Annotated in this window: 15 protein-coding genes; 7 read left to right on the top strand and 8 right to left on the bottom strand. The window is 41.8% G+C overall.

The window, feature by feature from the left end; genetic code table 11:
- Positions 1–10 precede the first annotated feature (10 nt).
- The 4 genes from GM920_RS01315 (at position 11) to GM920_RS01300 (ending at position 3,713) form a co-directional block, all read left to right on the top strand.
- Positions 11–589, top strand: coding sequence for a Crp/Fnr family transcriptional regulator (locus GM920_RS01315; protein ID WP_182952810.1), 579 nt, complete (start codon positions 11–13; stop codon positions 587–589).
- Between the two features lie 181 nt (positions 590–770).
- On the top strand, positions 771–1,424 hold the full coding sequence (locus GM920_RS01310; RefSeq protein WP_182952809.1) for a PIG-L deacetylase family protein: 654 nt from the start codon (positions 771–773) through the stop codon (positions 1,422–1,424).
- Positions 1,402–2,544, top strand: coding sequence for a glycosyltransferase family 4 protein (locus GM920_RS01305; protein ID WP_182952808.1), 1,143 nt, complete (start codon positions 1,402–1,404; stop codon positions 2,542–2,544). Before GM920_RS01310 ends, GM920_RS01305 begins: the two co-directional genes overlap by 23 nt.
- Before the next feature lie 11 nt (positions 2,545–2,555).
- The gene (locus tag GM920_RS01300) at positions 2,556–3,713 is read left to right on the top strand and encodes a glycoside hydrolase 100 family protein (RefSeq protein ID WP_182952807.1); all 1,158 of its coding nucleotides are present in this window, start codon (positions 2,556–2,558) and stop codon (positions 3,711–3,713) included.
- Positions 3,714–3,729: 16 nt separating this feature from the next.
- On the opposite strand, the gene GM920_RS01295 is transcribed toward GM920_RS01300, so the two are convergent.
- From GM920_RS01295 to GM920_RS01265, 7 genes are all read right to left on the bottom strand, one after another.
- Positions 3,730–4,023 carry a hypothetical protein gene (locus tag GM920_RS01295; RefSeq protein WP_182952806.1) on the bottom strand — a complete coding sequence of 98 codons (294 nt, stop codon included), beginning with the start codon at positions 4,021–4,023 and terminating at the stop codon, positions 3,730–3,732.
- 8 nt (positions 4,024–4,031) lie between these two features.
- Positions 4,032–4,451, bottom strand: a complete 420-nt coding sequence (locus tag GM920_RS01290) for a hypothetical protein (RefSeq protein ID WP_182952805.1) — start codon at positions 4,449–4,451, stop codon at positions 4,032–4,034.
- Positions 4,452–4,497: 46 nt separating this feature from the next.
- Positions 4,498–4,926, bottom strand: a complete 429-nt coding sequence (locus GM920_RS01285; protein WP_182952804.1) for an Hsp20/alpha crystallin family protein — start codon at positions 4,924–4,926, stop codon at positions 4,498–4,500.
- An 85-nt stretch (positions 4,927–5,011) separates the two neighbouring features.
- Entirely contained in the window at positions 5,012–5,824 is an 813-nt protein-coding gene (locus tag GM920_RS01280) for a universal stress protein (protein WP_182952803.1), read from the bottom strand.
- 13 nt (positions 5,825–5,837) lie between these two features.
- Positions 5,838–6,830, bottom strand: a complete 993-nt coding sequence (locus tag GM920_RS01275) for an MlaD family protein (protein WP_182952802.1) — start codon at positions 6,828–6,830, stop codon at positions 5,838–5,840.
- Between the two features lie 2 nt (positions 6,831–6,832).
- On the bottom strand, positions 6,833–7,600 hold the full coding sequence (locus GM920_RS01270) for an ABC transporter ATP-binding protein (protein ID WP_182952801.1): 768 nt from the start codon (positions 7,598–7,600) through the stop codon (positions 6,833–6,835).
- 5 nt (positions 7,601–7,605) lie between these two features.
- Entirely contained in the window at positions 7,606–8,379 is a 774-nt protein-coding gene (locus GM920_RS01265; protein WP_182952800.1) for an MlaE family ABC transporter permease, read from the bottom strand.
- Between the two features lie 174 nt (positions 8,380–8,553).
- On the opposite strand from GM920_RS01265, the gene GM920_RS01260 reads away from it, so the two are divergent.
- The 3 genes from GM920_RS01260 to GM920_RS01250 all read left to right on the top strand — a co-directional run bounded on the left by GM920_RS01260 (position 8,554) and on the right by GM920_RS01250 (position 12,408).
- Positions 8,554–9,606, top strand: a complete 1,053-nt coding sequence (locus GM920_RS01260; RefSeq protein ID WP_182952799.1) for a response regulator — start codon at positions 8,554–8,556, stop codon at positions 9,604–9,606.
- Between the two features lie 127 nt (positions 9,607–9,733).
- Entirely contained in the window at positions 9,734–10,717 is a 984-nt protein-coding gene (locus GM920_RS01255) for an aldo/keto reductase (protein WP_182952798.1), read from the top strand.
- Between the two features lie 116 nt (positions 10,718–10,833).
- Positions 10,834–12,408, top strand: a complete 1,575-nt coding sequence (locus GM920_RS01250; protein WP_182952797.1) for a Na+/H+ antiporter — start codon at positions 10,834–10,836, stop codon at positions 12,406–12,408.
- A 121-nt stretch (positions 12,409–12,529) separates the two neighbouring features.
- Here GM920_RS01250 and GM920_RS01245 read toward each other — a convergent pair whose 3' ends face one another.
- The gene (locus GM920_RS01245) at positions 12,530–13,960 is read right to left on the bottom strand and encodes a Gfo/Idh/MocA family protein (protein WP_182952796.1); all 1,431 of its coding nucleotides are present in this window, start codon (positions 13,958–13,960) and stop codon (positions 12,530–12,532) included.
- Positions 13,961–13,966 lie beyond the last annotated feature (6 nt).

Here is a 13,966-nt window from a genome sequence, read left to right as displayed (position 1 = left end):
AATTTAAGGTATGCTGCAACAGAAATTAATTGATTTTATCAAAACCAGGCATCAGCTGTCTAAAGAGGATGTCGATTTGATTGCGCAGTATTTTGAGCCGGTACTATTCCCAAAAAACCGCATCATTGAGGAATCAGGAAAAGTACCTAAATACCTTTATTACATTAATTCAGGCTTCCTCCGTTTATTCCATTATCAGGAAAATGGCGACGAGATTACAACGCATATTAATTGTCCGCCGGGATTTTTGACCTCCTATTTCAATTTTGTAAAAGAAACTCCGTCAAATGAGCAGGTAGAGACCATTACCGAATGTGAATTGTTGCGAATTACAAAGGCTGATCTGGATAGCCTAACTGCAAAAAGCTTAGCGATGAAAGATTTCAGTATTGAGATCTTTCAGCAATGCATCACCTATAATGAAAGCCGGTCTCTTGAATTGGCCACCCTATCTGCGGAGCAACGGTATCGAAAGCTGATGGCGGACTATCCCGGAATTTTACACCATGTTCCGGTTTCTTATATCGCTTCATTTCTTGGCATGAAAGCAGAAAGCCTCAGTCGGATTAGAAAGAAACTAACAAGCTGATTTTCAAAACCATTTCCTAGTGACAGGTATCACCCTACTGCGTGATGCCTGTCACTTATAGTAGCTCATATTTAGCTAATTTTAAGGTTAATCCCTGGAAAAACTCCGGCTTGTATTTAAATAAAAATGTAGCTATGAAGTTTAGTGGTTCTGTAGGAATAAACTAGCTTTTAAGAAAGGTATGATGGATAAAAAGAAAATTGCGGTCATTGTTGCGCACCCGGATGATGAGACTTTATGGGCGGGGGGGACTTTATTAAGCCACCCGGATTGGGAGCCATTCATTCTCTCCTTATGCAGAAAAAATGATCCTGACCGAGCGCCAAAATTTCAAAAAGCAATCCGGTTTTTAAATGCTCAAGGAGTAATGGCTGATCTTGATGACGGCCCAATGCAAAGTCCACAAAACTTAAACCAGCTATCCGACCTGGTTTTGAAAACACTTCCGGCTCACACTTACGACATCATCATCACGCATAGCCCTTTAGGCGAATATACCCGGCATTTAAGACATGAGGAAATAGGCAAAACAATCATTCACCTGTGGTTAGAAAATAAATTGCGTTGTGATGAACTTTTAATTTTTGCGTATGAAGATGGAAACAGGATGTATTGCCCTAAAGCCCAAAAACAGGCAGACCTCTACTTTAATTTACCCAATAAACTTTGGCAACAGAAAGAAAACATCCTGATCGATATCTATGGATTCCAGCGAGATAGCTGGGAAGTAAAATGCTGTCCGAAGGCAGAGGCATTTTGGATATTCAGCACGAAAGATGCAGCAATTGATTGGCTTAAAAGCAATATAAATCATGAAAGTACTGGTATTATATGATTATCCCCCCAGTCCGGGAGGACTGGCGACCCAGGGAGATTTACTTTACAAGGGCCTGCTTGCCAATGGTATTGATGCCCATGCCGTGCATTTGGAATCCACATTGGAAAAAGAATGGTACTACAAATGGTTCCAACCGGATATTGTGGTCGGAACCGGGTACTGGGGACATACGCCACAATTGGTTCTACATCCGCAGAAGTTCGGCATAAAAGCAGTCCCCTGGCTGGTAGCTGACGGCTATATTGGCAACTATCAGGACGTGCTGAATAGTTTGCCCCTCATTCTGGTGACCTCCAACTGGGTGAAAGAAATGTATGTTCGTGATGGCATCAAAGGAGATCATATTGAAGTACTTCCGGTTGGCTGCGACACAGATACTTTTAAGCCCTATTCAAAAAACGATCCTAAAATCCTTGCGGTCCGAGCCGCTTTGGGCGTTGAGCCAGAACAGCAAATGATTTTAACCATCGGTGGTGATGCGGCCTCTAAAGGAGGAAGGGAAGTGATGGAAGCCTTAGCTGCTGCCGGAGATCAACTACCTGAATGGAAATATATCTGCAAGGTCTGGCCACAATTGAGGACGGCAGTTCAAACCAATTCCGACCTGGAGCTTTCAAAGCTATTAGGCATCAGCAAACATGTATCTTTTCATACCTGTATCATTTCCAGACAGTTTATCCCCTACCTCATTAGCGCCTGTGATATTTATGCTGCTCCATCCCGTTTGGAGGGATTTGGGATGCCTCAAATAGAGGCTGGCGCCTGCGGAAAGCCAGTCATTGGCATCAATGCAATGGGCATGTTGGATACTTTAGTCCATGGAGAAACCGCTCTTTTAGCAAATGTGAGCCAGAAAATTGTGGTCAATGAAGTGATGCTTGGGCATGAATCCGGTTATGAAGAAAATCATAAGGTAACTTTTGATGAACCCAGAACTGTGGATTATCGGGCGAGTGTTGATGACATTAAAGACAGCCTGATCCGTTTGATGGCATCCCCGGAACTCCGACAGCAGATGGGAATTGCAGGCCGACAAAGAGTGATTGCCCAGTTTGATTACCGCAAGGTTGCCGCCAGATTCATCCAAATTGTAGGAGAAAGATTAAATATATTTTAACCCGAGTGATTATGAAAACCGAGGATTGGAAAACAATAGACAATGCAAGACAGGCTGCAATAGAAGTACTGGTACATAATTCGAAAGGCCCATATCATGGCCTTCCACGTACCGCAGCATGGGGATACCCAGAACCGTATACCAGGGATTTAATGCTTTCTGTATTGGGGATTTTGGTTTCCGACAATAAGGAATTGATTGCAACAGTTAGAAAAACACTGGAAACACTAGCCGTAAATCAATCCAAGAACGGGCATATTCCTTCCATGGTTCATGATCCGGAAAACCGCGGTGCAAGTGATACCACTCCCCTGTTCTTATTGGCGACAGGGATTTTCAGGAAATTCAGTGGAGAACATTTTTTTCTAGAGGCTGCCGTTCAAAGGGCATTAACCTGGATGGAATACCAAAGTCCATCAGACGACTACCTCATTGCACAGCAACCAACCAGCGATTGGCGGGATGAACAATGGGTGCTCGGTTTTGGACTCTATGTGAACACCCTTGCCTATAGTTATCTCCGAATGTTAAATCACCATGAGCATGCAGACCTGTTGAAGCAAGCGATGCAACACTTTACCATTACTAAAGGGGAAAACCCGCATCACCTTCATGAAGGGATGGTTGTCAAAGCCAAACCTTATTATGCCTTTTGGTCCTACAAAATATACAACAGCGAAAGGTTTGACCTTTTAGGGAATAGTCTGGCGATATTATCTGGACTGGCTTCCCCTACCAGAGCTGAAAACATGGTATCCTGGATAGAATCTGCCTGTAAAAAAATGCAGGCAGATGGAGACTTAGCGGTAGATCTGGCTCCTAATTTTTTTCCATTTATCCAGCCCGATGATCCAGATTGGATCAGCCGCTATGCGCATTATAACAAACCCGGCGACTATCATAACGGAGGTATTTGGCCTTTTATCTCTGCTTTCCATATTGCTGCACTGGTTTCCGCCGGAAAATATAAGTTAGCAAAAGAAAAACTATTCACGCTTACCGAGCTGATTACGACCTCACACAATAAGGAACTAAAATATGGTTTCAATGAATGGTACAAGGCACAAAATGGACAACCTATGGGACAAGACTGGCAATCCTGGTCTGCCGCCCTATATTTATATGCCGTTAAATGTGTAGAGCTGAATGCGACGCCGTTTTTCCCCTGACCAGATCAATGCCATTTTACGTAGCTTTTAGCTCGATAAAATCTATCAGGTTTTTTTTCAGCAAATCGATATTAAATGCTGAGGTATCTGCCTGATCTGAGACCGTAATTTCCTCCGTGTTTACCGTCACTACGATTACCGTCCCGGCAATAACCTCTGGGAATTTAACTGTGATTTCATCAAAAACATGGGCAAAATCAATATTAAGCTCTGCATTCAGCCGAGTATTGATATAATCTGGGAAATCCTTTTTAAGGATATCGAATAACACTTCCGCAGTCAGTGGATGTACATTTTTAATCACTGTCATGATGGTTTTTAATTAATTAATAACCGGCGTTCATCTAGTACCACTTCCATAAAAACATACAGTTCTCTTTTTACTTCCCGATATTCATGGATCAGGTCTATCATTTGATACTCCAGGTGTGCCTGCTTTCCCTCCAACATGGCTGTTTTTTCTTTCAGCAGGCCTTCTGCGAGTAACTCAATTTCTTTCAATTGAAAATCCAGCACCTCCTTTATCTGGTGCTTTTCCTTCATTAACACGGCTAATTTATTACCCAGCTGCTTTAACTTCAGGATACGGTCTTCCGCTATCAATTGTAAAAAGTGCTCCTCCATTAACCGGTTTAGAAAAACGACTTCTGTATTAAAAAAATCCAGTTCCGTTTTCCATCGCCTGACATTAATATAATATTCCAGGAATCGTGGAGGTAATTTGGTTAACGTTTCCATTGATTTGGATTTAGGTACACCGACAGCCAACACTGTCGGTATTATTTTACTCAATACTTATTTGTTTTTTTCCGCTAAGTCCTTTTACCGTTTTTTCGAGTTTTATGGTAAGCAGACCATCTTTATAACTTGCCTTTACATTATCCTCTTTAATATTGTCTGGCAACATAAAACTTCTACTGAAAGAGGCACTGCTAAATTCCTTACGGGTATAGTTCTTTTTTTCCTCTTTATGTTCGGTGCTGGTTTCTGCACTAATGGTGAGCAGCCCATCTTCTGAGGTAATTTGGAAATCACCTTTTTTGAAGCCGGGAACAGACATTTCCATTTCATAACGATCTTCCTCATCGCGGATATTTACTGCTGGAAGAAACTCTGCCCCCTTAAAAGGCTTACTAAAAAAATCAGAACTAAAGAGATCTTCCATCGCTGACTTCAGCGCCGGAAAACCATTTGATTTTACTAAAGTTGTCATAATGTGATCTTTAAGTTAACAACACTAATTTACCGAAGTGTTCCTCAGTGATCGTGATTGTAATTACGCAATAAGATGATTTACATCACCTTTTAGGAAGTATCAGTAAGGGAAGCTGCTGATTAGAGATGGACTTGTTAACCAGGCCTTCTTTGAGTAACCTGACAAAAGAGGAATCCTCCTCATAAGTTAAGGCAAGTACATCTGTTTCGGTTTCTTTGCAGTGTGCATACAAACGAGGGATCAGATCCTTACCCCCAACCTCAGTAAACCTAACCACAGGATGCTGCTCTTCGGACAGCTCCTTTATAAAACTGGCAATAGGCTCATTTGAAGACTGTTCTTGATCTCCATCGGGTTTTACATGAACAATATCCAGTTGGAAATTACAGTATTCGCTATATTTCAGCAACAACTGAATGGCTGAAAGATCTTCTTCGTTAAAGTTAGTCGCAAAAGTAAGCTTGTCCAGCTTTCTCATCGGCTTTTTTTGTGCGACAATCAGCATGGGTTTAGGACATTCTATTGGGCTTCCGCTGCGTCCGCCCATAACCACCAGTTCTACTTGTTTTTTACTCACCATGGCCGCAATGTTTGTCCTCAGGTCCCCTTGTCCTACTTCACAGTGGATCGTAGGAAGTGCTTCATGAGGATACATTCTCTCGCCAAAACGTTGGAGGTGTTTGGCCAGACTTTTCAATTGTTTTTCAGATTCATCCAACCAATTGTGTTCCTCGTTGATCCAGGAAAGCCCTGGATAGGAAGCAGCCATGGGAAGATTTACACAGGAATGAAAGAGCAGCAGATTGACCTGATTTTGCATCGCAAGGATTAAGCCGGCTTCCGCGGCATTTAAAGCATTTTTGGATAAATCGGTAAGTATCAACACCGTTTTCATAAGAAAAATGATTTTATTGACCTTTAACTGCTTGCTTTTTCTTTTCTTTCTCGAGTTTTTTAAAATAGCCTCTGAGCAGAAAATTATGCTTCAACGCTTCCATATCCTGGTTAAATCCGTCTGTACCTTTTTCAATATGATCCATACTTCGATTTAACTTCTGAATGAGTAAAGAGTCTCTGATTAAAAAATCCAGAAAACCATGGCTTTGTTTTAAATCCTTATTCAGGTCTTTAGACAGCTCTTCCAGCTGGATGGTCATATTATTTGCATGATCACTTGCGGAGTTCAGTTTAAGCATGGTCTTGTTTAAGTTGGCTGCAAAACTGGTATCCGTCAGGAGTAGTCCAGCTGCACCTTTACCTCTTTTCACTTGGGTAATCATCCGATTTAAATTCTGGCTCAGTTCTTTAGCCTGGGCACTCGTTTCATTCACATTATCCAGGGTTGATTTTAAACTTTTACCTATTTGCTGATCTTTGATGATTCCAAGAATGGCACTTTGATTAATTTCTACAACCATTTGCTTTAACATTTCTGAAATATCCTCAATGTTTTCATTTGTTCTGGATAAGGTTTGCAACATATCGTCCATACTCTTACTCTTGATGGTACGCAACAGATCTCCATCTTCGACAGGTAATCCCTTTCCCTTCCCAGGAATAATTTGCACCACTTTATTTCCCATTAGCCCTTCGGTTCCTATGGAAACCAGGGCATTTTTATGAATGAAAGGCTTTAACTTATGGTCAACAGATAAGGTCAACTCAATCGTGGTATCGTTTAAAATGGTGATTTTTTTCACAGTTCCGGCCTGTATACCTGAATAAAGCACATTGTTACCGCTGAGTAAACCATTAGAATTGGAAAGCCGGACTTTTAGCATAAAGTTAGCGTTAAAGATACTTTTGTTCTTTCCAATGCCATAAAAAGTAAGCAGGAGCGCGATGAGTCCGGCCAGTACAAAAGCACCTAGTTTAACATTATTTTTCGCCAGCTTGTCCATGTCTAATTAAAAAATTGGGTGATGTTTCTATCTTTCGAATGTTTCAGTTCCTCATAGGTTCCTTGCGCATAACACCTTCCTTCTAGCAGCAATACGATTCGGTCTGCCGTAATTTTAACACAGGCCATATCATGTGAAATTATAATCGCAGAAATGTGGTATTTTTCTTTCATCTCCAGAATCAGTGTCGCGATTTCTCTGGAGGTTACCGGATCCAGTCCGGAGGTTGGTTCATCATAAAAGATGACCTCAGGTCTGAGCACCATTGCCCGGGCCAAAGCAATGCGTTTAGCCATACCGCCGGATAGTTCTGCGGGCATCATATCTATGGTATGTTTCAAGCCAACATGCTCCAGCACCTCAATTATTCTTGCTTCAATTTCCGCTTCTGACATTGGAAACCTATGTTTAAGTAATGGAAACCTGAGGTTTTCCCGGATGGTCATGGAATCATAGAGCGCATTGCTTTGAAAAAGAAAACCCAATTTTGTCCTCAGTTTGTTCAGCTCATCTTCCTCCAATCTAAAAATATCCTCTCCCAATACCTGTATCTTCCCCCTATCTGGTTTAATCAATCCTACGATGCATTTCACCAGCACTGATTTCCCGGAACCAGACTTCCCCAGCACCACGAGGTTCTCTTCCTTTTTAAGCTTAAGGTCAAAATCACTCAAAACAATATGATCTCCAAATTTCTTGAATAAATGGTGGATCTGAATTACCGGATCTGCTGTTACTTTGCGATTCCCAAACTGTTTTTGTGCTTCCATTCTCTTTAATTTAGCCCCAGTAAATCCGTAATCTGTACAGCCAGCAGATCAATCACAAAAATCAGCACGGATGACAATACCACAGCGGAGTTTGCAGCACTTCCAACCCCTTGAGTTCCTTTATTGGAATTAAACCCCTTGTAACAACCAATAAGCCCAATGGCAAATCCAAAGAAAAAAGTTTTGATCATTGCGGGTATCACATCGCCCATACTCAGATTCCTAAATATCTGCGTAAAGAATAAGTTCAAGCTGGTTACCGAATTGATATTGACCCCAATATAAGCGCCGAGTAATGAAATGACATCCCCAAGGATGGTCAGTACAGGGAGCATTAGGGTAGCTGCCAGTATTCTGATATAGATCAAATATCTAAAAGGATTAATCCCGCTTACCTCCATTGCATCTATCTGTTCAGTCACTTTCATAGAGCCTAGCTCCGCCCCCATACTGCTGGCTATTTTTCCAGCAAAAATCAATGCGGTGATGACGGGCCCAATCTCGCGTACCACTGCCACACCAACCATCACTGGCAATTGCGATTCTACACCATAAAGCAATAAGGATGGTCTGAGCTGCATAGTGAGAACCAGTCCCATAATAAAACCGGTTAGACCCACCAGAGGAAGTGATTTATACCCTATCGTGTAACACTGCAGCAACAATTCATTAAAATCCAGCCCTGGCTTTAGGCTTAAGGAAAAGAATTTCCCAGCAAACCTGGATATACTTCCGGTTTCCTTCAAAAATTGCTGGCGATTTGAATTGAATAACCTCATGTTAATCAATATATTTATTGATTATAAATCCAAACTAAGTTAATCATCCTTTGCCGCAACCGAAGTGATGTAAATCGTGTTTAAAAAGTGATATATATCATTATTTCGCTAAATTTTTGGTAACTTGTAGTAATCCTCCCACCCTTTTTATTCAACCATTTTATATTTAATCCAATGAGTAGAAAAATAGTGGTTATAGAAGACAACAAGGACATTAGAAAAGGTATTGTTGAAATATTAGAATTGGCCAGTTACACGGTTTTTGAGGCGGAAAATGGGCGTCAAGGAATTGATCTGGCCATTCAACATACACCCGATGTGATTCTCTGCAACATTGACATGCCAGATCTTGATGGTTATGGCGTTTTACTTATACTCAGCCGAAATCCAAAAACCTCAGGAATCTCATTTATATTCTTAACCGGAAAGCGTGATCAGATTGATTTCCGTAAGGGAATGGAGATGGGTGCAGATGACTATCTGATCAAACCTTTTGAAGAGGTTGATTTATTGAAAGCGGTGGAGGGACGAATTAGAAGAAGGGAGCTCCAGCAGTTTGCACTCATGGACTCCATAAAATCCATTTATAACAACAATTCGGGCAAAGACTATATTTCGGACTTGCAGAACAACCTTAAAAACTATAAAAGCAGGCTTTATAAAAAGAAGCAGGTTATTTATTATGAAGGGGATCCGGGATCCGGACTTTATTTCGTTTTATCGGGGGCGGTAAAAACGGTAAAAACAGATGAAGATGGCCATGAGCTGATTACCGGGATTTTCTTAGCCGGCAATTACTTTGGAATCAACTCTATGTTGTCCAATCAGCCTTTTCCTGACACGGCTTCGGCATTAGAGAATAGTTCCATCTGTCTGGTTCCTAAAGAACATATGGAAACCCTCCTGAACAGCCATCCGGGAATAGCTAAAGAATTCATACAACTTTTAGCTCAGGACAATCGCGATAAAGAAGAGCAGTTACTTCAGTTTGCCTACCATTCTGTCAGAAAAAGAATGGCTGAGGTTTTAATGAGGCTATACCACAAACATGTGAAATTTGCGCCTAATTTTGAGGTCACCAGGGAAGACTTGTCTGCACTTTCTTGCATGGCTTCAGAAACTGTAAGCCGAACGCTATCAGACTTTAAATCGGAAGGATTACTTGAAAAAACGGGAAGTACGATTACCATATTAAGTCCAGACCGGCTGACAAAAATGAAGAATTAATGGGCGAACAGTGATACAGATTACGGCATCTCTTACCATGATTACTGATTTGACCCTGGAAATGAATCTCCGGCTTTTCGATTGTATAAATTTGGTTCTTAAACTTAGGGATTAAAATATAGCTATTATGAAAAATAGAACTTTAGGAACTCAAGGCTTACAGGTATCTGAGATGGGGCTTGGTTGTATGGGCATGAGCTTTGGCTACGGCCCTGCACATGATATCAAAGAAATGACGGCTTTGCTACATGCAGCGGTTGAAAAGGGCATTACCTTTTTTGATACGGCTGAATGTTATGGGCCATTTACCAACGAAGAACTCCTTGGCGAGGCCTTGGCCCCATTTCGGAATCAGGTAGTTATCGCTACAAAATTTGGATTTAAAGATGGTGATTCAAAAAAAGGATTGGATAGCAGTCCGGGGAGAATCAGGGCCGTTGCAGAAGCTTCTTTAAAAAGATTAAATGTGGACGCTATTGACTTATTTTATCAGCATCGTGTAGATCCAAATGTACCCATGGAAGTGGTTGCCGAAACGGTAAAAGAATTGATTAAAGAAGGTAAAGTGAAACATTTCGGCCTATCTGAAGCCAGTGTACAAAGCATTCGTAGCGCCCATGCGGTACAGCCGGTTACTGCGTTACAAAGTGAATATTCCCTTTGGTGGAGAGAACCGGAACAAGAACTGCTGCCTGCATTAGCAGAGTTGGGGATTGGCTTTGTGCCATTCAGTCCATTGGGTAAAGGCTTCCTTACCGGAAAGATCAATGAAAATACAGAATTTGACAAAACTGACTTCCGAAATATTGTCCCAAGATTTTCTGCTGAAGCCCGTAAGGCCAATCAGGTGATGGTAGATTTAATGAATACCATTGCCGGAGAGAAAAATGCGACACCTGCACAAATTGCATTGGCATGGCTTTGGGCACAAAAACCATGGATCGTTCCCATTCCAGGAACGACGAAATTACATCGCCTGGAAGAAAACATCGGGGCTACAGAAGTGGTTCTGAGCAGTGCTGATTTACAACAAATAGAACAGGCCGCTCAACAAATACAAATTGTTGGTGCGCGATATCCTGAGCATCTGCAAAAAAGAGTCGGAAAATAACCCAAATGATTTATCATAAGCATTTCATGCTGGGATGCTGATGATAATTTATAAAGATCTTCGCACTTGTATTTGAACGAAAATCAGATTAAATTGTAGGGTATAACCGCGAATTGATGTTAGAGCACTTTCCCTTTTACCTGAGTTTAATTATTGCGATTGTTTTGCTGATCATGTTGGCAAACAAAATAAAAGTCGCCTACCCGGTTCTTCTGGTTATAGCTGGATTAATCATCAGCTTTATTCCGGGAATTCCTGCCATGCATATTGATCCGGAGCTTATTTTCCTGATCTTCTTACCTCCCCTGCTTTATGAAGCGGCATGGGGTATTTCCTGGAAAGAATTGTGGCGATGGCGACGCATTATTACCAGTTTCGCCTTTGTGGTTGTCTTTCTTACCGCCATGTCGGTCGCCTTTGTGGCCAATCATTTTATTCCTGGATTTTCATTGGTATTGGGCTTTTTATTGGGAGGAATCGTATCGCCACCAGATGCGGTAAGTGCCGGGGCCATCTTAAAATTTGTGAAGGTTCCGAAGCGAATGTCATCCATATTAGAGGGTGAGAGTTTATTAAATGACGCCTCCTCCCTCATTATTTTCCGTTTCGCCTTGATCGCGGTAGCCACCGGACAGTTTGTATGGTACGAGGCGGCGTTGAGCTTCAGCTGGATGTTAATTGCTGGCGTAGGCATTGGTTTGCTCGTTGGCTGGATCTTCATGAAAGCACATAAATATCTGCCCACTGACACCAATATGGATGTGATATTGACTATCGTAACACCATATATTATGTACCTCGCTGCGGAGGAGGTTCATAGCTCTGGGGTATTGGCGGTGGTGAGTGGTGGCTTATTGCTATCGAACAAAAGGCATCTCTTTCTCAGCAGCACTTCCAGATTACGTGGGGTTAATGTCTGGGAAAGCTTTTGCTTTGTATTGAATGGATTGGTGTTTATGTTGATTGGTTTAGACTTACCACAAATTACGGCAGGTCTTGAAGGCGTCAGCACCTCATCAGCAATTGGTTATGGCGTATTAATTACAGTTGTACTCATTGTTGGCCGGATACTATCGGCTTATGGGGCAGTACTGATTACCCTCATTGCCCGGAACTTCATCACCGTAGCGGATACCAGAAACCCTGGTTATAAAGTTCCCCTTATTCTTGGCTGGACAGGTATGCGTGGTGTGGTCTCCCTTGCGGCAGCATTATCCATTCCGGTACATTTATCAGATGGAAGTCCATTTCCACAGCGGAATCTGATCCTTTTCATTACGTTTATTGTGATCCTTTTAACCTTGGTTGTTCAAGGCTTAACTTTACCTTATCTAATTAGAAAACTGCAAGTCCCTAACCTTGACGAGAGCTTATCTGAAGAGGAGGCCTATCATACCATCAAGAAGCAATTGGCAGTACATGCCTTATCTCATCTAAATGCCCATTACGCTGCGCAATTAAAACAGCAACCTGCCTTACAACAAATTGCCCGTAAATGGGAACAAAATGCAGCCATTACCGATAATGAATTGATGGCTGAAGAATGTAAACTGATCTATCTTGACCTGCTCAATCAACAAAGAGAATGGCTTCATCAGAAAAACCTGGAGGAAAAAACACTCAATGAAGAAATCATACGAAAACATTTAAAATTCCTGGATATGGAAGAGGAAAAGCTGAACTTCCTTTAAGTCTTTAGAAGAATAGGCTTCCGTATTTTTAATCAAAGTTTAAGAAACCCAGCGATGTTTTCCTGTAGCAGGTCTTAACATCGCTGGGTTTTTAAATGAGAGGAATATAGAAGCAACCTCGTTATACCTTGTAATATTGCTCCCAGCCTTTGCGTGGTGGCGGGCCAACCAGTAAAGCATTCGCAACTTTATGATTGGTAACGACCTTTTTCTTCCGGTCAAATTCAAGGTTGGTATTTAATTTCTGAGCGAGAACCCCCAAACAGAAGACCTGACTAAGCGGACCGGCAATAGCAAATGGCGACCTGGTTTTCTCTTCTCCTTTACAAGCCTGAAGAAAATTCTTAAAATGATTAGAAGGACTTAAGGGTACCTCTGGCAATGAGCTTGCCAGAGCCATCGCTTTGTCTGCTGGAATAATGGACAATGTACTGCCATGAGAGCCTCCTTTAAAGGTCAGTTCTTTGCTGTAGATGATCTTTCCCGGGTTTAATTTTGCAGGCGCTATGGCTCCGGTACTTGGTGCTGGGATATTCGGATCCAAACCTGAGACACCATATCCTTTTGGAATTGGTGGTAAATTATTTATGCCATCGTACCAGTTGACGTCCAAGGCTGGCATATCCCCTCTCTTTGGGAATTTGAAGGTTAAGGTAGTCGCTGTTGGATAAAATAAATCGTTGTGCCCAGTTAAAACCGGGTTAATCTGGTAGGGCAAACCCAGGTCAAGAAATTCGTGTGAAGTGTCCAGAATATGTGCACCCCAATCTCCAAGAGCCCCCATGCCAAAGTCAAACCAGCAACGCCATTGTCCGTTAACGAAATCCTTGTTGTAGTTGTGTCCAGTTGTAGCCATTTGCCAAATATCCCAATCCAGGGAGCTTGGCAAGGTCTCCGCAGCTGGGAAGGAGCTCATCTTTGTATCCCAACCATGCCAACGTCTTGGAGAATTCATATGGGCCGTTATCGAGGTCACGTCTTTAATGAGCCCTGCCTCCTTCCATGCTTTAAATTGAAAATAATTAGCTTCTGAATGCCCCTGGTTACCCATTTGCGTAACCACCTTAGGGTATTTCTTAGCTGCTTTCATCATCAATTCTACTTCATTAAAAGTACGCGCCATTGGTTTCTCAACGTACACATGTTTTCCTAAACCCATGGCCATCATGGTGATTGGAAAATGTGAAAAATCAGGTACCCCAACTGTAACCGCATCTATCTGATTACCCATTTTATCAAACATCTTCCTGAAATCCTGAAAACGAGGAACATCAGGAAATTGCTTTAAAATAGCCAGTGTTTGAGCGGCGCCCATGTCTACGTCACATAAAGCAACAATATTAACGAGTCCTGTTTTATATAAATCTGCTATAATTTCGCCTCCTCGATTTCCTATTCCTATACAAGCCAGATTTACCCTTTCATTAGGATTGGCAAATTTAATATCACCCTTATTCATTCCCATGAGTATGCCAGGACTTAGCGCTGCCACAGCCGATAACATCATGGTTTGCTTTAAAAAATGTCGTCTTGAAAATTCGTTTGTGCTCATTTTTAG

This window comes from Pedobacter gandavensis, from assembly GCF_014172405.1.
Classification (GTDB): domain Bacteria; phylum Bacteroidota; class Bacteroidia; order Sphingobacteriales; family Sphingobacteriaceae; genus Pedobacter; species Pedobacter gandavensis.
This window is presented reverse-complemented; position numbering and strand designations above follow the sequence as displayed.

What these genes read in the sequence shown, in the direction of transcription:
- GM920_RS01315 (WP_182952810.1), top strand. Translation starts at nt 11, where the DNA reads ATGCTGCAACAGAAATTAATTGATTTTATCAAAACCAGGCATCAGCTG.
- GM920_RS01310 (WP_182952809.1), top strand. Translation starts at nt 771, where the DNA reads ATGATGGATAAAAAGAAAATTGCGGTCATTGTTGCGCACCCGGATGAT.
- GM920_RS01305 (WP_182952808.1), top strand. Translation starts at nt 1,402, where the DNA reads ATGAAAGTACTGGTATTATATGATTATCCCCCCAGTCCGGGAGGACTG.
- GM920_RS01300 (WP_182952807.1), top strand. Translation starts at nt 2,556, where the DNA reads ATGAAAACCGAGGATTGGAAAACAATAGACAATGCAAGACAGGCTGCA.
- GM920_RS01295 (WP_182952806.1), bottom strand. Translation starts at nt 4,023, where the DNA reads ATGACAGTGATTAAAAATGTACATCCACTGACTGCGGAAGTGTTATTC.
- GM920_RS01290 (WP_182952805.1), bottom strand. Translation starts at nt 4,451, where the DNA reads ATGGAAACGTTAACCAAATTACCTCCACGATTCCTGGAATATTATATT.
- GM920_RS01285 (WP_182952804.1), bottom strand. Translation starts at nt 4,926, where the DNA reads ATGACAACTTTAGTAAAATCAAATGGTTTTCCGGCGCTGAAGTCAGCG.
- GM920_RS01280 (WP_182952803.1), bottom strand. Translation starts at nt 5,824, where the DNA reads ATGAAAACGGTGTTGATACTTACCGATTTATCCAAAAATGCTTTAAAT.
- GM920_RS01275 (WP_182952802.1), bottom strand. Translation starts at nt 6,830, where the DNA reads ATGGACAAGCTGGCGAAAAATAATGTTAAACTAGGTGCTTTTGTACTG.
- GM920_RS01270 (WP_182952801.1), bottom strand. Translation starts at nt 7,600, where the DNA reads ATGGAAGCACAAAAACAGTTTGGGAATCGCAAAGTAACAGCAGATCCG.
- GM920_RS01265 (WP_182952800.1), bottom strand. Translation starts at nt 8,379, where the DNA reads ATGAGGTTATTCAATTCAAATCGCCAGCAATTTTTGAAGGAAACCGGA.
- GM920_RS01260 (WP_182952799.1), top strand. Translation starts at nt 8,554, where the DNA reads ATGAGTAGAAAAATAGTGGTTATAGAAGACAACAAGGACATTAGAAAA.
- GM920_RS01255 (WP_182952798.1), top strand. Translation starts at nt 9,734, where the DNA reads ATGAAAAATAGAACTTTAGGAACTCAAGGCTTACAGGTATCTGAGATG.
- GM920_RS01250 (WP_182952797.1), top strand. Translation starts at nt 10,834, where the DNA reads ATGTTAGAGCACTTTCCCTTTTACCTGAGTTTAATTATTGCGATTGTT.
- GM920_RS01245 (WP_182952796.1), bottom strand. Translation starts at nt 13,960, where the DNA reads ATGAGCACAAACGAATTTTCAAGACGACATTTTTTAAAGCAAACCATG.